At 71.2% G+C, this 22,221-nt stretch carries 18 protein-coding genes; 13 read left to right on the forward strand and 5 right to left on the reverse strand.

Going from position 1 to position 22,221, the window contains the following annotated elements:
- Positions 1-32: 32 nt before the first annotated feature.
- Positions 33-572: a MarR family winged helix-turn-helix transcriptional regulator gene (locus tag ACGFIS_RS14495; RefSeq protein ID WP_392911280.1), complete on the reverse strand. Its 540-nt coding sequence runs from the start codon at positions 570-572 to the stop codon at positions 33-35.
- A gap of 120 nt (positions 573-692) precedes the next feature.
- On the opposite strand from ACGFIS_RS14495, the gene ACGFIS_RS14500 reads away from it, so the two are divergent.
- Complete coding sequence (locus tag ACGFIS_RS14500; RefSeq protein ID WP_392911282.1) at positions 693-2,426, forward strand: pyruvate dehydrogenase; 1,734 nt, start codon at positions 693-695, stop codon at positions 2,424-2,426.
- A gap of 48 nt (positions 2,427-2,474) precedes the next feature.
- On the opposite strand, the gene ACGFIS_RS14505 is transcribed toward ACGFIS_RS14500, so the two are convergent.
- Positions 2,475-4,781, reverse strand: coding sequence for a M20/M25/M40 family metallo-hydrolase (locus ACGFIS_RS14505; RefSeq protein WP_392971025.1), 2,307 nt, complete (start codon positions 4,779-4,781; stop codon positions 2,475-2,477).
- Positions 4,782-5,051: 270 nt separating this feature from the next.
- Here ACGFIS_RS14505 and ACGFIS_RS14510 point away from each other — a divergent pair, with 270 nt between their 5' ends.
- On the forward strand, positions 5,052-6,674 hold the full coding sequence (locus ACGFIS_RS14510; protein ID WP_392911286.1) for an AMP-binding protein: 1,623 nt from the start codon (positions 5,052-5,054) through the stop codon (positions 6,672-6,674).
- Here the strand turns inward: ACGFIS_RS14510 and ACGFIS_RS14515 are convergent.
- Positions 6,671-7,078: an ATP-binding protein gene (locus ACGFIS_RS14515; RefSeq protein ID WP_392911288.1), complete on the reverse strand. Its 408-nt coding sequence runs from the start codon at positions 7,076-7,078 to the stop codon at positions 6,671-6,673. The two genes, ACGFIS_RS14510 and ACGFIS_RS14515, sit on opposite strands and share 4 nt — an antisense overlap.
- Before the next feature lie 434 nt (positions 7,079-7,512).
- Here ACGFIS_RS14515 and ACGFIS_RS14520 point away from each other — a divergent pair, with 434 nt between their 5' ends.
- The gene (locus tag ACGFIS_RS14520; protein WP_392911290.1) at positions 7,513-8,496 is read left to right on the forward strand and encodes a hypothetical protein; all 984 of its coding nucleotides are present in this window, start codon (positions 7,513-7,515) and stop codon (positions 8,494-8,496) included.
- A gap of 64 nt (positions 8,497-8,560) precedes the next feature.
- Here the strand turns inward: ACGFIS_RS14520 and ACGFIS_RS14525 are convergent, their stop codons facing one another.
- Positions 8,561-9,817 (reverse strand): helix-turn-helix domain-containing protein, encoded by a 1,257-nt coding sequence (locus tag ACGFIS_RS14525; RefSeq protein ID WP_392911293.1) that lies wholly within the window; start codon positions 9,815-9,817, stop codon positions 8,561-8,563.
- Positions 9,818-10,506: 689 nt separating this feature from the next.
- Here ACGFIS_RS14525 and ACGFIS_RS14530 point away from each other — a divergent pair.
- From ACGFIS_RS14530 to ACGFIS_RS14555, 6 genes are all read left to right on the forward strand, one after another.
- The gene (locus ACGFIS_RS14530; protein ID WP_392971028.1) at positions 10,507-11,883 is read left to right on the forward strand and encodes a DUF6801 domain-containing protein; all 1,377 of its coding nucleotides are present in this window, start codon (positions 10,507-10,509) and stop codon (positions 11,881-11,883) included.
- Positions 11,884-11,928: 45 nt separating this feature from the next.
- Complete coding sequence (locus tag ACGFIS_RS14535) at positions 11,929-12,936, forward strand: cupin-like domain-containing protein (protein ID WP_392971031.1); 1,008 nt, start codon at positions 11,929-11,931, stop codon at positions 12,934-12,936.
- A 298-nt stretch (positions 12,937-13,234) separates the two neighbouring features.
- Positions 13,235-14,581 carry a DUF6801 domain-containing protein gene (locus tag ACGFIS_RS14540; protein WP_392911299.1) on the forward strand — a complete coding sequence of 449 codons (1,347 nt, stop codon included), beginning with the start codon at positions 13,235-13,237 and terminating at the stop codon, positions 14,579-14,581.
- 99 nt (positions 14,582-14,680) lie between these two features.
- Positions 14,681-15,826 carry a DUF6801 domain-containing protein gene (locus tag ACGFIS_RS14545; RefSeq protein ID WP_392911301.1) on the forward strand — a complete coding sequence of 382 codons (1,146 nt, stop codon included), beginning with the start codon at positions 14,681-14,683 and terminating at the stop codon, positions 15,824-15,826.
- Positions 15,823-17,115, forward strand: a complete 1,293-nt coding sequence (locus tag ACGFIS_RS14550; protein WP_392911304.1) for a lipase family protein — start codon at positions 15,823-15,825, stop codon at positions 17,113-17,115. The genes ACGFIS_RS14545 and ACGFIS_RS14550 overlap by 4 nt, the downstream gene beginning before the upstream one ends.
- Positions 17,116-17,140: 25 nt before the next feature.
- A complete protein-coding gene (locus ACGFIS_RS14555; RefSeq protein ID WP_392911306.1) occupies positions 17,141-17,659 on the forward strand; it encodes a hypothetical protein in 519 nt (172 codons plus the stop codon).
- A gap of 20 nt (positions 17,660-17,679) precedes the next feature.
- Here the strand turns inward: ACGFIS_RS14555 and ACGFIS_RS14560 are convergent, their stop codons facing one another.
- The gene (locus tag ACGFIS_RS14560) at positions 17,680-18,009 is read right to left on the reverse strand and encodes a hypothetical protein (protein WP_392911308.1); all 330 of its coding nucleotides are present in this window, start codon (positions 18,007-18,009) and stop codon (positions 17,680-17,682) included.
- A gap of 220 nt (positions 18,010-18,229) precedes the next feature.
- Between ACGFIS_RS14560 and ACGFIS_RS14565 the strand changes: the two genes are divergently transcribed.
- Genes ACGFIS_RS14565 through ACGFIS_RS14580 form a run of 4 tightly spaced genes read left to right on the forward strand, consistent with a single transcriptional unit; the run spans position 18,230 to position 22,154 of the window.
- Positions 18,230-19,015, forward strand: a complete 786-nt coding sequence (locus ACGFIS_RS14565) for an MlaE family ABC transporter permease (RefSeq protein WP_392911310.1) — start codon at positions 18,230-18,232, stop codon at positions 19,013-19,015.
- A gap of 3 nt (positions 19,016-19,018) precedes the next feature.
- On the forward strand, positions 19,019-19,846 hold the full coding sequence (locus ACGFIS_RS14570) for an MlaE family ABC transporter permease (RefSeq protein ID WP_392911312.1): 828 nt from the start codon (positions 19,019-19,021) through the stop codon (positions 19,844-19,846).
- Positions 19,843-21,117 (forward strand): MCE family protein, encoded by a 1,275-nt coding sequence (locus tag ACGFIS_RS14575; protein WP_392911314.1) that lies wholly within the window; start codon positions 19,843-19,845, stop codon positions 21,115-21,117. Before ACGFIS_RS14570 ends, ACGFIS_RS14575 begins: the two co-directional genes overlap by 4 nt.
- Complete coding sequence (locus ACGFIS_RS14580; protein WP_392911316.1) at positions 21,114-22,154, forward strand: MCE family protein; 1,041 nt, start codon at positions 21,114-21,116, stop codon at positions 22,152-22,154. The genes ACGFIS_RS14575 and ACGFIS_RS14580 overlap by 4 nt, the downstream gene beginning before the upstream one ends.
- The last annotated feature ends 67 nt before the right edge of the window (positions 22,155-22,221 follow it).

Below are 22,221 nucleotides of genomic sequence, written 5' to 3' on the forward strand. Positions count from 1 at the left end.
GGGAAGGGCCCAACCACTCGCCGGCCCCGGAGTCAGCTCCGTTCGCGGACGTCGAACCGGTCCCGGCCGGCGATGAGCTTGTCCAGCAGCATGATCAGCATCTGCCGCTCGGTCTCGGTGAGCACCCCGGCCCACTGCCGCTCCCGCTCGTTCTGCGCGGCGAAGATCTCCAGCATCGCCTCCCGGCCCCGCTCGGTCAGCGACAGGATCACCGAACGGCCGTCGCGCTCCCCCGGCGTGCGGACCATCATCCCGTCCGCGATCAGCGTCTTCGCCAGGTTGGACACCGCGGCCCGGCTCATCCCCGCCAGCGTGGCGGCCCGTCCCGGCTCCAGCGGTCCCGCGAGCCAGGTGACGAACAGCAGCCGGAACCCCGCCCACGAATGCCCGCGCGGCCGGTGCACCGTGGACTCCAGGTCGTAGGTGACGATCGCCGACGCCCGGTTGAGGGTCAGCAGCAGCCGGGTCGCGAGCGGATGCGGGAACCCGAACTCCTCCGAAAGCCGGCGACCCGCGAGATCGACGAACGACCAGAAGTCCAACCCCTCGCTCTCACCCTCCGTGGCCGTCACCGCGGACCTCCCGAATCTGGTTCATGGATTGACCATTTAACCCCGGCGGGGATTCGCGTGTCAGGGGGAGATCACCGGGCATCTCCCGGGGCGGGAAGCGGAACGTGCTCGGGAGGGACGATGGCGACCGTCGCCGACCAGTTCATCGAGGTGCTGCGGCAGGCCGGCGTGCGGCGCATCTACGGGGTCGTGGGCGACAGCCTCAACCCGGTCGTGGACGCCGTTCGCCGGACGGGCGGCATCGACTGGGTGCACGTCCGCAACGAGGAGGCCGGGGCGTTCGCCGCCGCGGCGGAGGCGCAGGCCACGGGGAGGCTCGCGGTGTGCGCGGGAAGCTGCGGCCCCGGCAACACGCACCTCGTCCAGGGCCTGTACGACGCGCACCGGTCGGGGGCGCCGGTGCTGGCGCTGGCGTCGCAGATCCCCAGCGTGCAGATCGGCAGCGGCTACTTCCAGGAGACGCATCCGGAGCGCCTCTTCACCGAATGCAGCCACTACTGCGAGGCGATCAGCACCCCGGAGCAGATGCCGCGCGTCCTGCGGACCGCGATCCAGCACGCGGTGGGGCTCGGCGGCGTCGCGGTGCTGACGCTCCCCGGCGACACGGCGAGCAAGGACGCGGCGGTCCCCACCGGCGAGCACGACTTCCTCGTCCGCAAGGGGATCGTCCACCCGCCGGCCGACCAGGTGGCGCAGCTCGCGGGGGCGCTGAACAGGGCGCGCAAGGTGATGCTGTTCTGCGGCGCCGGAGTCCAGGGCGCCCACGCTGAAGTGATGCAGCTCGCGCACAGACTGCTCTCGCCGATCGGTCACGCGCTGCGCGGCAAGGAGTGGATCCAGTACGACAACCCGTTCGACGTGGGCATGAGCGGTCTCCTCGGCTACGGCGCATGCTACGAGGCGACACAGGAGGCCGACCTCGTCCTCCTCCTGGGCACCGACTTCCCGTACGACCAGTTCCTGCCGGGCAAGAACACCATCCAGGTGGACGACGACCCATCGAAGCTGGGCCGCCGCACACCGCTCGACCTCGCCGTCCACGGTGACGTGGGGGAGACGCTCCGGCTCGTCCTCGACAAGGTCGAGCAGAAGCGCGACCAGTCGTACCTGGACGAGATGCTGAACCGCCACACACGCGCGCTGGAGAACGTCGTCTCCGCCTACACGCGCGACATCGAGAAGCACACCCCGATCCACCCCGAGTACGTCGCGAGCGTCCTGGACGACCTCGCCGCCGACGACGCGATCTTCACCGTGGACACCGGCATGTGCAACGTCTGGGTCGCCCGCTACATCACCCCCAACGGACGCCGCCGCGTGATGGGCTCGTTCTCCCACGGCTCCATGGCGAACGCGCTCCCGCACGCGATCGGCGCCCAGTACGGCGCACCCGGACGGCAGGTCGTCTCCGTCTCCGGCGACGGCGGCCTCGCGATGCTGCTCGGCGAACTCCTCACGGTCAGGCTCCACCGGCTCCCGGTGAAGATCGTCGTGTTCAACAACGCGTCCCTCGGCATGGTGCGCCTCGAAATGATGGTGGACGGCTTCCCCGCCTACGAGACCGACCACGAGGCCGTCGACTACGCCGCGATCGCCGAGGCCATGGGTATCGACTCGGCCCGCGTGGAACGTCCGTCCGACGTGCGCACCGTGATGGAACGCGCCCTCGCCGCCCCCGGCCCCTACCTCCTGGACGTCGTCACCGACCCGAACGCCCTGTCCCTCCCGCCGCGCATCACCGCGCAGCAGGTGAAGGGCTTCGCGCTGTCCGCCGGCAAGACCGTCCTGACCGGCGGCGTCGGCAAGATGCTCGACCTGGCCCGCAGCAACCTCCGCAACATCCCCCGCCCGTGACCGCCGTCACGCGGGGCCGCGCCGTACCCCGCGGTCCGGCGTTGCAGGTCATGTTCCGCGTCTCGGGGAGGTGTCCAGCCGGTACGTGCGGGTGATGGCGGTGAGGTCGCCGTCCTCGCGGGTGGAGGGGATGATGCCGTCCGGCCGGGGCGTCCCGTGCAGGCCGGGGAGGCCAGGGGTCTCGGCGATCGCGGTGACGCGGCCGCCGCCGGGCACCCGCACGGTGATGACCGCCCCGGTGCGGGGCAGGCCGCGGAAGCGGACCTCGCCGGGCCAGGTCCGCCGGCGGGTTCCGCGCACGGTGGCCTTCGCGCTCCCCGCGCGCGGGACGGCCGCCGTCGCCTCGGTGATCGGGCGCTCGAACCGCAGCGTCACCGAACGTGCCCCCTTTCCCGCGGCGACGTGGAGCTTGTAGGTGTCGCCCGCGTGTCCGAGGACGGTCACGTCCGGGGCGGCGGCGGTCACCAGTGGCGCCGGGCCGGTCCAGAGTGGGCCACGGGCGTAGCCCGGCGGGAGTTCCCCGGTGTCGCGGACGGGCACGAGCTTCCGCGTCCAGGACGGCGGGGCGCTGTCGCCGCTGACCCAGTGCGCGGCCTGGGTATCGGCATCACGCACGTAAGCCAGGTGGGTACGGCGCGGGTGGGTTCGGTCGAAGGTGTCGAAGGCGAGGCCGGCGACGATGAGCGCCGCGGACGTGGCGAGCGCCGCCGCCGGGACGACCAGGGTGGTGCGGAGCCTCGGAGCAGGGAGGACGAGCTCGACGATCGGGAGCAGCGTAAGGCCGAGCAGGGCGATCGCCAGCGCGGGCACCCCGGCCAGGGCCAGACCCATCCCGTCGAAGACCGCTTGGGCCCAGACGGGGAGCAGCAGCGCCGGGACGGCGACGCCCGCACCCAGCGCGATGCCCCGGCCGCGCGGGAGGAGGACGGCGCCGAGCCCGCCGAGTGCGGCTCCGAGCGCGGGCAGCGTGCACAGGAACGCCGCACCGGGCGCGACGACGGCGAGCAGAACGCCGAGGCCGGTCGGCCAGGCGAGCGCGCCGACCGCGAGCGCGGCCGGGCCGAGGCGGCGCCGCAGTGGCAGGTACCACAGCAGCAGCGCGAACCCGGTGATTGCGGCGACGGCGCAGCGGTACGGGACGGGACGGTGCACGAGCCCGCCCATCTGGTCGTAGGCGGGACGCACACCCGCCAGGACCAGCCACACCACCTCCGCCAGCACGATCGCCACGATCAGCGGCACGATCGCGGAGAACGCGGCGAGCGCCGTGCGCGGGAGGCTGAGCAGCCGCCGCGAGCGGGCGGCGGCGACCAGCCCGGCGAGCGCCAGGACCGACGCGCCGGCCAGGACGCCGGCCAGCGCGCCCGGGTACACGACCATGAGGCCGGGCAGCCTGAAGTAGGTCACGTCGTTGCCGGTGTCCAGCTTCGGGATGTCGGCCTTCCCGAATGTCCGGGCGAGGCCGAGCATGGTGGCGCCGTGGTGCTGGAGGCTCCCGCGATCGAGGTTGGCGATCGAGTCGGTGGCCGTGTGGTAGTGCGAGCCGTGCTGGATGTAGGCGAAGTTCATTCCCCGGTACCCCGCCTTGGACAGCGGGGTGAAGTCGGTGTTGTTCGGCAGTGCCCGGTAGATCTCGACCATCGAGGAGTCGCCGTGGGGACGTGGCGCCGCGTCCGCGAACGCCCGCACCAGGCCCGCGTTGTCGCGGGAGGTCTCGAACATCAGCGAAGGACCGCCGGTGCCGCGCGCCTCGAAGTTCAGCAGCACGCTGTGCCGGGGCGTCGGATGCCGCCGCACGTACGCCTCGGCGCCGAGGACGCCGTCCTCCTCGCCGTCGGTCAGCAGCACGACCACGTCGTTGCGCAGAGGGCCGGAGGCCCGCAAAGCCCGCGCGGTCTCCAAGGCCGCCGCGACGGCCGCGCCGTCATCGGACGCGCCCGGCCCCATCGCCGCGGAGTCGTAGTGCGCGGCCAGCAGCACCGTGCCGGTGGAGGCGGTGCCCGGCAGGGTCGCCACCACGTTGTCCACCCTCCCGAACGTCGCGAGGCCGGGCGCCGATCTGGCGCCCACCGCGCGCTGCACGCGCACGTCGAAACCCTCGGCGCGCAGCCGCTCGACTGCGTAGTCGCGGGTACGGGCGGCGGCCGGGCTGCCCAGCGGCCTCGGCTCGGTGGCGAACCGGACCAGGTGCTGCATCGCGCGGTCGGCGCTGAACTGCTCCGCCGGGGTGGACGCGGGCCGGGGAGGCGGCGGCCCGCCGGCCGTCATCGCCACCGTGATGACCGCACCGACGGCCAGCGCCAGGAGCGCACCGGCCAGAGCCCGGCGCGGAAGATCGATCAACTTATCCGTCACGGCGACGACGCTAGGAGCGTGCCGACCGCGTCCGGAATGCGGCGGACCGCCTTTCCGGCCTGTGGTGATCCACACCTCGCCTGGACCGGCAGCGAAACCCCCTCCCACGCCGAGGCACCCGATCCGATCCGTTCTCCGGGCGGAGGCGGATTGTTGTCAGGCGCGTGACAACCGCGTGACCGAATAGGTGAGTCAGCGTAGAAGAGGGGGGAATGCGGTTATCCGTACGGTTGAGATCCATCCCCTCGCACCTACGGCCGGAGGCGGCAGATGAGCGGACGATCGTCGGGTATCGGGCGCCGCACGGCGTTGGTCGCGCGGGCGGGCGGCATGTTCGTCCGGAGCGGGATGTCGCGTCCCGGACCGCCGCTGAAGGTCGCCCGCCAGCTCGGCGCGCTGCGCCGCTGGGGGACGCTCCTCGGCGGGACGGTCGTGTCCGCGGCGGCCCGCGACCCCGACGTCGTCGCGATCGTCGACGAGGAGGGGGAGCTGACCTACGGCGAGGTCGATGCCCGCACCGACCGGCTGGCCGCCGCCCTCGGGCGGCCCGGGACCGCACCCCGCGTCGCCGTGCTCTGCCGCAACCACCGGGGCATGATCGAGACTCTCGTCGCGGCCAGCAAACGCGGCTCCGACACCCTTCTGCTGAACACGGGCATGAGCACGGAGCAGCTCGTGACCGTCGTGCGCGAGCAGGACGTCGAGATCGTCATCGCCGACACCGAGTTCGCCGACTTCCTCGCGGCCGTGCCGAAGACCGTCCGCGTCATCAAGGCGGGCGGGACGGGCTCGGAGCTGGAGAACCTCATCGTCACCTCGCCCGCGGTGACGGTCGAGCCGCCGTCGAAGGCGGGCCGGACGATCGTCCTCAGCTCCGGCACGACCGGCCGGCCCAAGGGCGCCAACCGGCATTCACGGCCGGGCCTGTCGCCGATGGTGTCGGTCCTGTCCCGCATCCCGTACCGGGTGCACGAGCGGATGTTCATCGAGGCGCCGCTGTTCCACACCTGGGGATACGCGATGCTCCAGGCGGCGATCCCGCTGCGCGGCACGATCGTGCTGCGGTCCCGCTTCGACCCCGAGCAGACGCTCCGGACGATCGAGTCGACCAAGGCGACCGCGCTGGTCGCCGTGCCCGTGATGCTCCAGCGCATGCTGGACGTCCCGGAGTCCGTGCGGAGCAAGCACGACACGTCCTCGATGCGGATCGCGGCCGTCAGCGGCTCGGCGCTGCCCGCGACGCTCGCCACGGCGTTCATGGACGAGTTCGGCGACGTCCTCTACAACATGTACGGGTCGACGGAGGCGTCGTGGGTCACCATCGCCACGCCCGCCGACCTGCGCGCCCGTCCCGACACGGCGGGCACGCCGCCGCCGGGGACGAAGGTCGCGATCCTGGACGACGCCGGCGAACGCGTCCCGACCGGCACCACCGGACGGATCTTCGCCGCGAACGAGCTGCCGTTCGACGGCTACACCGGCGGCGGCACCAAGGAGATGCGGGACGGCCTGATGAGCCTCGGTGACGTCGGGCACCTCGACGAGGAGGGCCGGCTCTTCGTGGAGGGCCGCGACGACGACATGATCGTCTCGGGTGGCGAGAACGTGTTCCCGAGCGCGATCGAGGAGGTCCTGACCGCTCTTCCGCAGATACGGGAGGTCTCGGTGATCGGGGTACCGGACGAGAAGTTCGGGCAGCGGGCCGCCGCGTTCATCGCCCTGCGCGACGGCGAGTCGCTCGACGCCGACGCCGTCCGCGCCCATGTCCGCGACCATCTCGCGCGCTTCGCCGTCCCACGCGAGGTGCACTTCGTCGACGCGCTGCCGCGCAACGCCACCGGCAAGGTCGCCCGCCGCGAACTGCAGTCCCGCGTGGGCGACGAGTCGCGCTAGGCGCCGGCCGGCGGGCGGGCGGAGTCCACGACGAACCAGAGGCGGGTGCGGCGCGGGGACTGGTCGAGGCCCCACTCGTCGGCGAGCGCGTCGACGACGGTGAGGCCGCGCCCGTGGTCGAGGCGCCGTTCGTCGTGGCGGGGCTGCCGGGCGGGCCCGTCGTCGGCGATGTCGACGCGGATCCGCCGGCCGTCGGTGAAGACCGTCACGCTGACGAGCCCGGTGCCGTGCAGGACGGCGTTGGCGACGGCCTCGGCGGCCATCAGTTCTACGTCGTCCAGGAGCGTCTCGTCCGCGACGACCTTCGCGGCGCGCTCGCGGACGGTGCGGCGGGCCCGGCGGCCGCCGTCGCCGTCGCCGGTGAACTCGAACGGTTCACCGAGCCGTTCCATCCCCACGGTCACTCATTCACCACACAGTCGAGTCGGAAGCGCACCGCAATCATTCACCTCCGGTGAGTGATCGGGCAATGTCATGGACGTATTGATCTCGGCCTTCCGGGGGCGTCGTCAGCGCTAGACGCGGAGCCTACGGTACGAGTTACCGCAGCATCCGCGCATTGCGAAAATATGAAACAACGTCCACGTTCTTACTCACTCCAGCAATAACCGGGCGGTCGCGACGGGCCTGGACGCACGCCTCCGGGCACACTTCCGGGTTATTGCTCACCTAGACGTACAAAACGGGCACTTTCTCCGTCTCTCGACCTGGATCGCCGGACGCCTTCCCCGTGTCACGATCCGAATCATCAGCGTTTTCGCCGGGCGGCGGAGATGGGGTGCCGCCGGCCGGTGACACCCCGGGCTCCGGCCGGAGCCCCACCCCCGGAGGTGCGCCCATGCAAGCGGTCGTCCTCGCCTGCGCCGCGCAGGCCGTCTACATCGCCGCGTACGTCCTGTTCAAGACCGCCACCGGGCGGATGCGCCCGATCGGCGGCCGGCATCCGCTGCACGCCGCCGGACGGCTGGTGCGCGGCCCCCTCTGGTGGACCGGCGTCGTGGTGATGCTGGCGGGCTTCGCGCTCTCGGCCACCGCGCTCGTCACGCTCCCGGTCATCGCCACCCTCCCCGCCTTCGGGCTCAGCCTCGTCCTCCTGCTGGTCGTGGGGATGAGCGGGTTCGGCGAGCGGCCCACCTCGCGCGAGTGGCTCGCCGCGCTCATCACCGTGGCCGCGATGGTCGCCGCCGCGCTGTCGGTCATGCCGGGCCCCGGGGAGTCGCTCCCCGAAGCGCTGCACCGGACGGGCGGCGCCGAGGCGGCCGCCGCGCTCCCGCTGTGGAAGGCCGCCCTCGTCTGCGTGCCCTCGCTGGCCCTGCCGCTCTGGATGCTCTGCGTGCGCGACCGCCAGACCAGCGGCCGGCACGCGAGGCCCCTGACCGGCATCGCCTACGGGCTCGGCGCCGGTGTCCTGCTCGGCGCCACCGAGGTCTTCGGCATGGGCATGGCGACGATGCTCGCCGGGGACCACCGGGCGGACGTGCCGACCTCGCCGCACCCGTACCTGTTCCTGCTCGCCGGCGTCCTCGGGCTCGGGCTGCTGTCGATCGGGCTGCAGCGCTGCCGCCTCACCATCATCGTCACGGTCGTCACGGTGACCGCGAAGACGCATCTGCTGCTGTCGGCGACGCTGCTGTACGGGGAGCCGTGGCCGCGCGATTCGGGGCTGTTCCTGCTGAGGGGCGCGGGGGTCGGGCTGGCCGTCCTCGCGCTGATGGCGTTCCCCCGCCACGAGCGCCGCCCCCGGGCCGTCCGGGACGCCGCGGCGCCGCGGCACCCGGCCGCGCCGCGCGCCCTGCCCCCGGCGCCGTCACGGCTGGTCTGATCCTGGTCAAGGTCCTGGAGAGCGGCCTCCTGCCCGCACAGAACACCTTGGGCATAGGCCGCGTCTAGCGTTGGCGGGCCGAGGTGAGGGCCGGTGCGGCCGGGGGAGGCTGCGGGGGGCGGCGGAGGTGCGCGGCGCGGAGGGCCACCTCGATCCCGAACCGCAGCTCCGGGTCGTCCAGATCGTCGCCGAAGGTCTGCTCGATCTTGCGCATCCGGTACCGGACGGTCTGCGGGTGGATGTGCAGCAGCTCGGCGATCTCGGCGGCGGTGCCGCGGGTCACGAGCCAGGTCCGGAGCGTCTCGGTCAGCCGGTCCTGCTGGCCTGGCGTCATACCGTCCAGGACGCCGAGGCGCCGCCGGGTCAGCTGCTCGACCAGCGCCGGGTCCGACAGCAGCCACAGCGGGACGAGGTGGTCCTCGCACAACGTCACCGGGCCGTCGCCCAGGGCGCCGTCGAGCGCCAGGCCGAGCGCCCGGCGGGCCCAGCGCAGCGAGTCCGCCGCCTGGCCGGGCGGCATGGGGAGGCCGACCGCGACGCGGCGGCCGGGGATCGCCTCGTCCAGCATCGTGCGGCGGCCGTCCGTGAACGGGCCGGGCAGCAGAAGGAGCGGTTCGGCGCATTCCAGGTCGGCGAGGACGTCCTCGTCCAGGGCGGTCCACACGCAGCGGGCCTCCGGCTCGACGGCGACCAGCGTGACCTCGTCCGGGACGGGCCACCCGGACGCCCCGGCCAGTTCGGCGACCACGGCGTCCCCGGGCTCCGGGCCGTCCAGGAGGAGGTGGAGCAACCGCCGGCGCCGCTCGTCCAGCGCCGGGATCGGACGCTCCCTGGCCCGCCGGTAGCCGTCGAGGGAGTGCGCCGCGAGATCGTCCAGGTAGACGAACAGGGCCTCGGCCAGCCGCGACATGACGGACGAGGAGATGTCGTAGCGCGGCGCGACCTTCATGACACGCCGCCACGCGACCTGGCCGCCGATCCGGTAGGCGGCCTGCAGGCAGTCCATGCTGCGGCCCTCGTGCGCCTCGTACTGGCCGAGCATCCGGGCCGTCCCGGCGGAGTCCTCGCTGACCGCGGACATGCCGGGGAGCGCGGCGACGCGGTCGACGAACGCGGCCAGGTTGTGCTCCACGCTCAGCCGCAGCACATGGCCGTAGGGCCCGTCGAGCGGCCGGGCGTACTCGGGAATGGCGCGGCGGATCTCGGCGACGATCTCTTCGGCGAGGGTCGGCAGCTCCGGCCGCATCAGCCGGGCGAGCCGCGGCGGGAGCCGGCCGTCGCGATCGAAGGGATCACCGGATTCGAGGGCTGCTCTGGTCATCGACACTGACACACCTCCGTATGGCCCGGTGTGATGCGGGGCACGCCGACGGTACGCAGGACCAGTGCGCCACTTCTCTAGAGCTGAAGAACAAATCCTTGAGGCCAGTGCTCACCCGCTTATAGGAACCGCGGCCGTACCCGGACGACGCCGCCTATTCGAGTACTCGGAACATGAATAATCTTCTTATCCAGCCCATCTCACAACCATGGCGCCGGGCCGGAGGTGGTCACGCGGCAGGGTGGCGGCTGCCGGTTCCCGACAAAATTAAATGTGCGGCCTAATGAAAGTTATCATTTGATGATAATGATTGATTCGGGTCGGTGGCCGGCCGTGGCAATGCCTTAGTCAACTGAGTGAATCGCGCCCTCTTCTTCGTCGCGGACTCGATTTATTCGGAGCCGGACGTTCATTACGTTCCATGACTCTGGACCGCGACGACCGAGGGGGTGGAGTGCGTTGGCCGCCTCCTCCTCGGTAGCGGTGGACAGGCCCGAGCCCGAGACGGACGCCCCGGCACGCTGCCGATGCTGCCGTTCGCGATCCTCGCCATCGTCCTGCTCTACGAGGGGATCGCCGTTGGCTTCCCGGCTGGACGTGACCTGTGAACCCCGATGACCCGTCCCCGTGACCCGTGACCCGTGACCGGTGAGTCCGCATCAGCTCAGCTTCAGGAGAGGTGACCGACGATGAGAATCCGGGCCCGCTGGGCGCTGGGGGCGGTGACGGCGATCGGGCTCGGCACGGTCGTGTCCGGGTCGCTGCCCGGCGGTACCGCGACGGCGCAGGAGGCCGACGCCGCGCTGAGCTACACGTGCCGGTTCCCGTCCGGGGCGTCCCACGAGGTCGGTGTCCGGGTGCGGGGGACGTTCCCCGAGTCGGGGACGGCCGGCGAACCGGTCCGCCCCGGGCGGATCACGGCGACGATGACGATCCCGAAGGCGGCGCTCCCCGAGGTGACGGCGCTCGGCGGCGTCTCCGTCGCGGGCACCGCGCGGCTGGCGGCGACCGCGACCCAGAACGGCACGTCGGCGCCGGTGGCGTGGGACGGGCTGACCACGCCGTCCACGCCGCTGCCGGAGGACGCCGACCTGGAACTGGCCGCGTCCGGCGACGTCCCGCCGGTGACGCCCGCCGGAACCGGTGACCTGACGTTCGCGGCCGGGGATCTGGCGCTGACGCTCGACCCGCGCGACGAGAAGGGCGGCACCCCCGAGGACGCGAAGCCGCTGGCGGCCACCTGCTCGCCGTCCGGGGAACAGGACGCCACGCTCGCCACCGTCCCGGTGCTGGCGGGGGAGGCCCCGGCGCCGAGGACGGCCACCGCGCCCAAGGCCGGGCCGCCGCCCGCCGCCGAGGCCCCCGGCGGGACGCCCACGGAGTGCGGAACGTACGCCGGGCCCACCGACGACTGGATGCCGGGCTGCGTCTACCTGTCCGGGTTCGCGAACGTCGCGAAGCTCAAGGGCGCGACGATGCTGAACGACCCGGAGCTCGCCGAACCGGCGCTCACCAACATGATTTACATGATCACGAAGCCGGGCGCCTCGGTACGGCAGCGGTTCGTCGCGCCGCTGCGGTCGACGTCCACCTTCCTGACGTTCGGCCTCATGCCCACGACCGCGACGATGGAGATGACGCAGCGGCCGCTGAAACCCGGTGACCCCGACGACCCCCGGGACTACGGGACGTTCGAGGCGGTCAGCGACCTGCAGACCGGGATCCAGTCGGTCAGCGCGCACATGCGGATGTCGATCCGGATCCGCGACGTGAAGGTCAACGGCACCCCGCTGGACGTGGGCGCGAACTGCCGGACCGCCACCGACGCCGACCTCACGCTCAAAGGGCGAATGCCCAACATCCTGCAGGGCGGGGTGGTCGAAGGGGCCTTCACCATCCCGGCGTTCCGCGGATGCGGCACCGGCGAGGACCTCGACCCGCTGCTCAACGGCTCGGTCGCCGGCCCCGGGAACCTGCTGCGCGTGACGCTCGGGTCGACCTGCATCCCGTTCGCCGACATCAGCTGCCCGCCCGTACTTCCGCAGCCGTCCCGCAATCCGGGCTGAGCGCTCCGCCGAGCCGAGCCGCCCGCCGAAGAGAGGAGCAATGCCGTGACCACACGCCCGAAGGACGACTGGCGCCGCTGGATCGCCGAGAACCTGCTGCTCGGCAATCCGCCGGAGGCGATCCGCCCGGTACTGGCCAAGAACGGGTTCACCGAGGAGGAGGCGGCCCGCGAGGTGTCCGGGGCGCTCGCCAGCCCTTACGTGCAGGGCGCTTCCCGGATCGCGAACCGGCTCCGCAAGCGCGAGTGGACCCTCACCGTCTACGGCCGGCTCGCCCGGATGCGCGCCGGCGGCGGCGAGATCGAACGCCGGGAACGGCTCTCGCGGGACGAGTTCTTCGAGGAGTACTACTTCCAGAACCGCCCGGTCATCATCACCGGGATGCTCAAGTCGTGGCCGGCCTGCACGAAATGGGACCTCGGCTACCTCCGCGACACCTGCGGCGACCAGGAGGTCGAGGTGCAGTTCGGGCGCGAGTCCGACGAGAACTACGAGATCAACGGGCCGCAGCACAAGAAGCTCATGCCGTTCCGCGAGTACGTCGACATGGTGGAGACCGCCGGGACGACGAACGACTTCTACATGACGGCCAACAACACGTCCCGCAACCAGGAGGCCCTGGACGTCCTGTGGGACGACATCGACCCGCTCGGCGAGTATCTCGACGGTGACGCGCGGGGCAGGAGCTTCTTCTGGCTCGGCCCTGCCGGGACGAAGACGCCGTTCCACCACGACCTCACCAACAACTTCATGGCGCAGGTCATGGGCCGCAAGAAGATCAAAATGGTGCCGCTGCACGACACCGCGTTCATCTACAACACCGTCCACTGCTATTCGGAGGTGGACGCGAGCGCGGTCGACTACGAGCGGTTCCCCTCGATGCGGAAGGCGCAGGTGCTGGAGTGCACGCTCGCGCCCGGCGAGCTGCTGTTCATCCCGATCGGCTGGTGGCACTACGTCGAGGGCCTGGACGCCACGATCACGATGAGCTTCACCAACTTCCGGCGCTACAACGACTTCGCCTCGGACTACACGACGTACAAGCACCTCTGAGCGTCCGGACGTCGACCGCGAACGATCGCTGGATGACAAATTCTGAGCCGGTGAACCGGCGCTCGATCCACCGCTGAGCAATTGTTGTCATCCGGCGAGCGCCGGTCGCCCGAGCGCCTTGAAAAGATGTCATTTTCTGCGTGTTTCCGGATTTTGAAAATGACCATGGATTCGTGTTGAGCCGGTGAGTGTAACTGCTTCCGATTTTGTCAGTGGACCGTAAAGACACCCACCGTACCGGTCGGTAGTTTTCGGTTCGCAGTTTCGCCACTCGGTCCCTCCCGACGAAAGGCAGAAAATGGAAGAGAAGCACAGCAGGCGCGGCCGGCGCTCGGCCAGGGGCCTCGCGGTCGCGGCCATCGGCGGACTCGGCCTGTCGACGCTCGGCGTCATCGCCGCCACCCCCGCCGCGGCGGTGCCGGTCCACCAGACGATCAACTACCACTGCGTCTTCCCGCTGATCGGCAACCAGCCGCTCACGGTCGACGTCCGGTCGGACATCCCGGCGGAGATCCCCGTCGGGGAGATGACCCCGGCGTTCCAGATCGAGGCGACCGCGCACATCACCGGGACCATCACCAACGGTCTCCGCGCGGTGAAGGCCACCTCCATCGAGGGGACGGCGACGGCCGACGCGACGCTGTCGGTGCCCGAGATGTCCAACCTCCCGGTGGCCGTCGACGCGGTCATCGCGCAGACGGACATCCCGCAGGAGGCGGGCGCGGAGTGGGACCTGATCGCCACGGGCAGTGCCCCGCAGCTGGTCTTCACCCAGACCGGCCACGGCGAGATCTTCGTCGGGGACATGGTCCAGCGCATCAACCCGAAGAAGGCCGACGGCACCCCGGTGTGGGAGGGCGGCCAGAACGTCCAGTGCACCAAGGACCCGGGCCAGGACGACCCGTTCGCCACCTTCGAGATCACGGATGGGACGCCCACCCCGACCCCGACCCCCACCCCCACGCCGACCCCCACCCCGACGCCTACCCCCACCCCCACGCCTACCCCGACTCCCACTCCCACCCCGACTCCCACCCCCACCCCGACTCCGACGCCTACCCCCACCCCGACCCCCACCCCCACGCCGACTCCCACGCCCACCCCCACGCCCACCCCGACTCCCCCCGGCGGTGAGCACTACGAGTTCACCCTCGCCGGTGAGACCTTCGTGAAGGCGGCGAACGGCAAGGCGCCGCTGACGGGCTCCGTCGGCGCGGACCTCAACCTCAACACCGGCGAGGTCGCCGCGGACCTGCAGCTCGCCCCGACCAAGGGCAACTTCCAGGTCCTCGGGTTCCTGCCGGTGACCGCCGACATCGGGCTCGTCACCCAGGGCCCGACGACCGGCCTCTACAAGGACGGCCAGCTGACCACCAACAGCACGGTCATCACCAAGCTGTCGTCGTTCAGCGTGTTCGGCGCGATCCCGATCGGCGGCGGCGAGGAGTGCCAGACGGCCGAGCCGTCCAACATCCAGCTGCAGTCGGCCGCGGGTGAGTTCTTCGACCCGAACGCCGGCGGCGACATGAGCGGCACGTACTCGCTGTCCGACATCGAGAACTGCGGGCCGCTCACCGGCATCCTCAACCTCTTCACCGCCGGTGACGGCAACACCATCGACCTGACCCTCACGCCCAAGGCGTGACGGCGGCGATGAGCTGACGGTCAAAGAAACGCGGCCCCCGCCGTACCGCACATGCGGCGGGGGTCCGTCTCGCCCCTGGCAGCCCCGAGAGGTCGACACGTGAGAACGAAGAAGAGAACGGGCAGGGCCGGCGCGGCCCTCGCCGCGGGCGCCGCCATGCTGGCGTCGAGCCTCGCCGGCGTGGCGGGCGCGGGCCCGGCCGCCGCGGAGCCGGCAACCCTGGGGCTGGACTACCACTGCACGTTCCCGCTGCTCGGGCCGCAGCCGGTCCATGTGGAGCTGAGCGCGGACGTTCCCGGCGAGGTCGTCGTCGGCGAGTCGATGCCCGGGATCGTCGTCGACTCGGTGTCGACGGTGAACGCCGAGTCCGCTCGCGGCCTCACGGCGCTGTACGCGGTGACGCTGGAGGGGAACGCGCTCGCCGACGCGACCCTGACCGTGCCCGAGATGCCGGACGGCCTGCCCGTCGCGGTCGACTCCGTCCTGGAGAAGACGCCGATCCCCGCGTCCGGCGCGTTCGCGGTGAAGGGCAGGGGCCAGGCGCCCGGCCTGGTCTTCACCCAGGTGGGTCCCGCCGAGATCACCGTCGGGAACCTCGTGCTCACCCTGACCCCGAGGACGTCCGACGGCGGCGCGTCCGGACTCGGCACCTTCGAGTCCGAGTGCACCCAGGACCCCGGGCAGGACAACGTCCTCGCCGCCTGGGACATCGTGCCGGCCGGCGGGCCGGAGCCCACCGGGTACGCGTTCGCGCTGAAGGGCGCGTCCACGATCAAGGCTTCCGGCGGAGCCGTCCCGCTGACCGGGGCCCTGGACGCCGAACTCAGCGGAAACTCGATCACCGCCGACCTCACGCTCGACCCCTCCACCACCCAGATGCAGGTCTTCGGCTTCCTGCCCGTGACGGCCGACGTCGCGTTCGCCCCCGAAGGCGGGACGACCGGAACCTACGAGGACGGCGTGCTCACCACCACGTCCAAGGTGACCACCAGGCTGCCGGCGTTCAACGTGTTCGGCGTCATCCCGATCGGCGGCGGCGACGAATGCCGGACGTCCGAGCCGTCCGGCATCACGCTGACCTCCGCGCCCGGCTTCGACCCGGACACGGGCGGCACGCTCAGCGGCACCTATGACCTCTCGGCCCTCACCGGCTGCGGCGCGCTCACCGGCCTCCTCGGCGACTCCATCACGGGCCCGGACAACGAGATCAACGTGACGCTCACCAAGAAGGAGCAAGTGCGGTGACCCTCCACCTCCGCCGAGCCGTCAGTCGTCACCTCGCGGCGTGCCGCCCTCACCGGAGGCGGCATGAGGGCGACACGCCGCGACTCAACGGCGGGTTCCTCCTGTGCGTCGTCGCGGTCCTGCTGTCGCTGACCGCCGCACCCGCCTCCGCCGCGACGCCCGCCGGGGCGCCGGTCAGTGATCCCGGTCCCGCCGGGGACGCGTTCTACACTCCGCCGTCGCCGCTGCCCGCCGGGGCGCCCGGCGACGTCATCCGGGCGCGTCCGGCGAAGGCGGGGCCGCCCACCGCGCGGTCGCTCGCGAACGCGTGGCAGGTCATGTACCTGTCGACGAACGCGCTCGGCGAGCCCGTCGCGGTGACCGGGATCGTCCTCGTGCCGAAGAAGGCGGACGCGGCGCAGGCGCCGATCGTCGGCTTCGGGCCCGGGACCAGCGGGCCCGCGTTCCGCTGCGCGCCGTCCAGGTTCATCGACCAGGGCGCGTTCTACGAGCAGGCCGCGCTGAACGAGATGCTCGCGAAGGGCTACGCGGTCGCCGTCACCGACTACGAGGGCTACCACGAGAACCCCGCGACGACGTACGTGGTCGACTCGATGGGGTACGCGGTCATCGACGCCGTCCGCGCGGCGCAGCGGCTCCCCGACGCGGGCCTTTCGCAGGACGCGCGGGTCGCGTTCCGCGGCTACTCGCAGGGCGGCGCCGCCGCGATGTGGGCGGGCCAGAAGCAGCCCGGGTACGCGCCGGAGCTGAAGCTCGCCGGGGTCGTCGGCGGCGGGGTGCCGGCCGACCTCGCGTCCGTGGGCCTCCCGCTGGAGGGCCAGGATCCCTTCGGGTTCCTCCTCAACTCGATGATCGGCATGGACAACGCCTACCCCGAGCTGAACCTGGAGTCCCATCTCAACGACGCCGGCCGCGCCATGGTGAGCGACCTCGAGGGGAACGGCTGCACGCTGGAACTCCTGCTCGACCACCAGGGCAAGACGATCCCGGACTACTTCACCACCAGCCCGTTCGCGACGGAGGCGTGGCTGAACCGGGTCGCCCAGAACCAGCTCGGCACCGGCCCCGTCGCGGTCCCGGTGCTGCAGTACCACTCGACCGCCGACGAGATCGTCGCGTTCGGGCAGGCCGAGGATCTGCGCGAGAGCTACTGCGCGCTCGGTGTCCCCGTCACCTGGAAGACCTGGGACGGGATCGGCCACATCACGCTCGTCTACCGCGGCAACGAGGACGCGATGGCCTTCCTCTCGGACCGGTTCGCCGGGAAGCCCGCCGCCTCGAACTGCTGACCACCCCGTCGAAAAGGAGAAAAGAATGGTTCGGCGATTCATTGCCGGAGTGGCCCTCGCCTCGGTGGCCGCGTGCTCCGTGGCCGGATGCGGTTCGGAGGAGAAGAAGGAAAGCCCGGAGGTCGCGTGGGCGGGGAAGGCGTGCGGTGTCCTGACGAAGGGCGCCCCGCTGCAGGCGCCGAAGCTGGACAACGCCAGCGTGCTGAAGTCCAAGGCGTCCCTCCTCAAGCTCCTCGAAGGCATCTCGGATCGGATGCGGAAGCTCGAAATGGGGCTGACGGGGCTCGGCGCGCCGCCCGTCGACAATGGCGAGGCGGTGTTCAAGACCGCCATGAGCAATCTGATGAGCACGCATTCGACGGTCACCACCGCGTCCAGGAACCTGGAACGGGCGAAGGTGACCGACAAGAAGACGCTGCAGCGGGCGGTCGGCCAGATCGGGCAGGCGTTCGGGAAGTACAACACCTATCAGGGGCCCGAGCAGGACTTCCGCAAGAGCCCGGAGTTGAACGCGGCGTTCGACAAGGCCCCGGCATGCAAGTAGCGGGGGAGCCGGGCCCGCGGTCAGGACGAGGGCGCGCCGGAACGCCCGATGCAGGCCATGAGGGCCTTCTGCGTGCGCTCGTCCTGCGGGTCCGGCTTCCACGTGCGGACATCGTCGGGGACCTCGACGCCCTGCTTGCGCATGCAGGCGACGAAAGCGTTCACGACCTTGGACGGAACGGCCGAGGGCGTTCCGGGCGCCTCGCCGGGGCCCTCGCCGGTGGGCGGGGCGACGGGCGTGCTGCTCGCCGGCAGCGGAGCCGCCGTCGGCTCGGCGCCGCCGTCGCCGCCGCAGGCGGTGAGCGCCAACGCCGGGACGAGCAGCACGGCCGCCAGATGACGTCGGTTCATTGGGGGGCCTCCAGTGGTCGCGGGGGCCTCGACGATATCCAATGACCGCCCGCCGCGTCCCCCCTCTCGGGCTTTCCAGCGCGCACAATAATTGCGCGCGCCGGCCGAGAACATGTCATCGGCGGATAGAAAACGGCGCACCGTGCAATTAGCGGTGTCCCGCTTCTTGCGGCCAGAATTTACCGACCAGTAGCTTCGTGAATGGGAAGGGAGGTCAATCATGGTGGGTTCCGTTATCGGATATCCGCTTGGCGCGCTGCGCGAAACCGGCCGGATGTTCGCGCTCGGCGCCACCGTGCTCGGCATGATGTTCCGGCGGCCGGTCCAGTTCCGCGAGTTCGTCCAGCAGTTCTGGTTCATCGCCAGCGTGACGATCCTGCCGACCGCGCTCGTGTCGATCCCGTTCGGCGCGGTGACCTCGCTGCAGGTCGGCTCCCTCACCCAGCAGTTCGGCGCGCAGTCGTTCACCGGCGCCGCCAGCGTCCTGGTGGTGATCCAGCAGGCCAGCCCGATGATCGTGGCGCTGCTGGTGTCCGGGGTGGCGGGCTCCACGATCTGCGCCGACATCGGCGCCCGGACGATCCGCGAGGAACTGGACGCGATGGAGGTCCTCGGCGTCTCGCCGATCCAGCGGCTCGTCGTCCCCCGCGTCCTCGCCTGCGTCGCCGTCGCGGTCCTGCTGAACGGCCTGGTGTCGGTCGTCGGGGTCGCGGGCGGCTACTTCTTCAACGTCCTGCTGCAGGGCGGCACGCCCGGCGCGTACGTGGCGAGCTTCTCCGCCCTCGCCCAGCTCCCCGACATCTACGTCGGTGAGGCGAAGGCGCTGCTGTTCGGGTTCGTCGCCGGCGTCGTCGCCGCCCACCGGGGCCTGAACCCCAAGGGCGGGCCGAAGGGCGTCGGGGACGTGGTGAACCAGTCGGTCGTCATCACGTTCCTGCTGCTGTTCCTGCTCAACCTCGTGATCACCGGGATCTACCTCCAGGTCGTCCCGCCGAAGGGAGGCTGAGCGATGGCCGTGTTGCGTGCCGGGCCGAACCGCTGGTTCGCGTGGCTGGACCAGCCCGGCGACCAGGGCACCTTCTACGTCAAGGCGCTGCTGTGGACGCCGCGCGCCGCCCGCCGCTACCGCAAGGAGGTGCAGCGGCTGCTGGCCGAGGTCGCGTTCGGCAGCGGCGGCCTCGGCGTGATCGGCGGGACGATCGGGGTGATGGTCGCGATGACCCTCGCCACCGGCGTCGTCGTCGGCATGCAGGGCTACTCGGCGCTCCAGCAGATCGGGACGTCGGCGTTCACCGGGTTCGCGTCCGCCTACATCAACACCCGCGAGATCGCGCCGGTCGTGTCGGGGCTCGCGCTGTCGGCGACGGTCGGGGCCGGGTTCACCGCGCAACTCGGCGCGATGCGCATCAGCGACGAGGTGGACGCCCTGGAGGTGATGGGCATCCCGTCGCTGCCGTACCTGGTGACGACGCGGATCATCGCGGGCGCGGTCGCCATCGTCCCGCTGTACGCGATCGGGCTGCTGTGCGCGTACCTGGCGTCCCGGACGGTCACGGTCGTGGTCAACGGGCAGTCCGCCGGCACCTACGACCACTACTTCGCGCTGTTCCTGTCGCCCGTGGACGTCGTCCTGTCGTTCTTCAAGGTGCTGGTGTTCAGCGTGCTGGTGATCCTGTCGCACTGCTACTACGGCTACCGCGCGGCCGGCGGGCCGGCCGGGGTGGGCCAGGCCGTCGGCCGCGCGGTCCGCACGTCGATCGTGCTGATCAGCGTCAGCGACTTCTTCTTCAGCCTCGCCGTGTGGGGCACGAACACGACGGTGAAGGTGGCGGGATGAGCGCCCGGGACGGGATGCTGCGCAGGCGGCTCGCCGGGGTGGCGTTCCTGCTCGTCCCGGCGCTGCTGGTGTGGCTGTCGGTCGCCGTCTACAACAAGAGGTTCACCGAGGTCACCCGGGTGACGCTGGAGGCGGCGAGCGCGGGCGGCGAAATGCATCCGCACGCCGACGTGAAGCTGCGCGGTGTGGTGGTCGGCGAGGTCCGCGAGATCTCGTCCGACGGCGGTGTCGCGACGCTGGAGCTGGCGATCCAGCCGGACAAGGTGCGGCTCCTCCCGCGGAACGTGTCGGCGCAGCTCCTCCCGACGACGCTGTTCGGGCAGCGGTTCGTCGCGCTGATCCCGCCCGAGCGCCCGGCGGAGGCGCGGCTCACCGCCGGGAGCGTGATCAGCCAGGACCGGTCGGCCAACGCGATCGAACTCCAGCAGGTGATGGACAACCTGTATCCGCTGCTCACCGCCGTCCAGCCTGCCGAGCTTGCGGCCACCCTCACCGCCATGTCGCAGGCGCTGGACGGGCGCGGCACCGAACTCGGGCAGACGATGGTGGAGCTGGACGCCTACCTCAAGAAGATCAACCCGCACATGCCGGCGCTCAACCGCGACATCAAGCGGTTCGTGGAGGTCACCCGGCACTACGACGAGGCCGCGCCCGACATCATCCAGGCGCTGAACGACTTCGGCTACACCAGCCGGTCGATCGCCGCCCAGAAGAACGACCTCGCGATGCTGTACGCGTCGGTCACGGGCGCCTCGCAGAACCTGTCCGACTTCCTCCACGAGAACTCCGGCAACTTCATCCGGCTGACGGCGCGGTCACGCCCGACGCTCGAACTGCTGCAGAAGTACTCGCCGGAGTTTCCGTGCACGTTCCGCATGCTGACCGACTTCGTCCCGGTGATGGACGAGGTCCTCGGCAAGGGCACGAAGCGGCCCGGCCTGCACGTGAACGTGACCACGCTGCCGTCCAAGGGCCGGTACGTGCCCGGCCGGGACCGGCCGCGATACACCGACAAGAGCGGCCCGCACTGCTACCCGGCGGGCGGGGCCGCGGGTTTCGGCGAGCAGGCCGTGAGATCGGCGCCGCCGGACGCGGACACACCCGTCGCGGTCGCCCCGGGCGCGCTCGGCCTGCCCAACTCGCCGGAGGAGAACCGCCTCGTCAACGAGCTGCTCGCACCCGGCCTGCAGGAGGTCCCCGAGGCGCTGCCCGACTGGAGCGCCGTCCTCGCCGGCCCGGTCTTCCGGGGCACGGAGGTGAGGGTCGAATGAACCAGAAGGGCCTTACGGCGCCGCTCGTCAAGTCGGCCGCGTTCGTGGTGGTGACCGTGGTCGCCACCGCGATGCTGGCGCTCAGCATCACGCGGACGGGCGGCGGCGACACCGTCCCGTACAAGGCGCGGTTCACCGACGCGTCCGGGCTCCGCGAGGGCGACAGCGTCCGGATCGCGGGCGCCGAGGTCGGCCGGATCGCCGGCATCGAGGTCGTCGAGCACCGGGTCGCGCTCGTGTCGTTCTCCGTCGGACGCGGTCACCGCCTGCCCGCCACGTCCACCGCCACGATCAAGTACCTGAACCTGATCGGGCAGCGGTACGTCGAGCTGGAGCGCGGCACCGGCGCGACAGGGACGCTGAAGCCCGGCTCGACGATCCCCGTCGAGCGGACGACCCCCGCGCTCAACCTGACGCAGCTGTTCAACGGTTTCCAGCCGCTCTTCCAGGCGCTGTCGCCGAAGGACGTCAACCGGCTGGCCGGGTCGATCATCCAGGTGCTGCAGGGCGAGGGCGGCACGGTCGAGGGGCTGCTGTCCACGGTCGGGTCGCTCACCAGCGGGATCGCGGACAAGGACAAGGTCATCGGGCAGGTCATCGAGAACCTGAACGTCGTCCTGGACACCGTCAACGGGCGCGGCGACAACCTCGGAAACCTGATCTCCACGCTGCGCCGGCTCGTGTCCGGCCTGGCCGCCGACCGCACCGCGATCGGTTCGGCGATCGGGGCGCTGGACGATCTCGCCCGCACCACCACCGACCTGCTCAAGGACGGCCGCGAACCGCTCAAACGCGACATCGAGCAGCTCGGGCGGCTGTCGGAGAACCTGGCGGACGAGTCCCCGACGGTCGACTCGTTCCTGCGGCTGCTGCCCGTGAAGATGGCGGCGATCGGACGGATCGGCTCCTACGGGTCGTGGCTGAACCTCTACCTCTGCGAGGCCGACCTCAGCGGCGTCACCTACAAGCAGTACCCGGGCGAGAACAACCCGCCGCCCACCGGCATCCCCCTGACGGCGAAGAGGTGCGGCGAATGAGCAAGAACGCGCGAAGCGGTCCGGGGGGTGCCGGGAGGCGGCCCTCGACCGTCAGACGGCCCTCGAC

This window comes from Spirillospora sp. NPDC048824, assembly GCF_043198455.1.
In the GTDB taxonomy this organism is placed as follows: domain Bacteria; phylum Actinomycetota; class Actinomycetes; order Streptosporangiales; family Streptosporangiaceae; genus Spirillospora.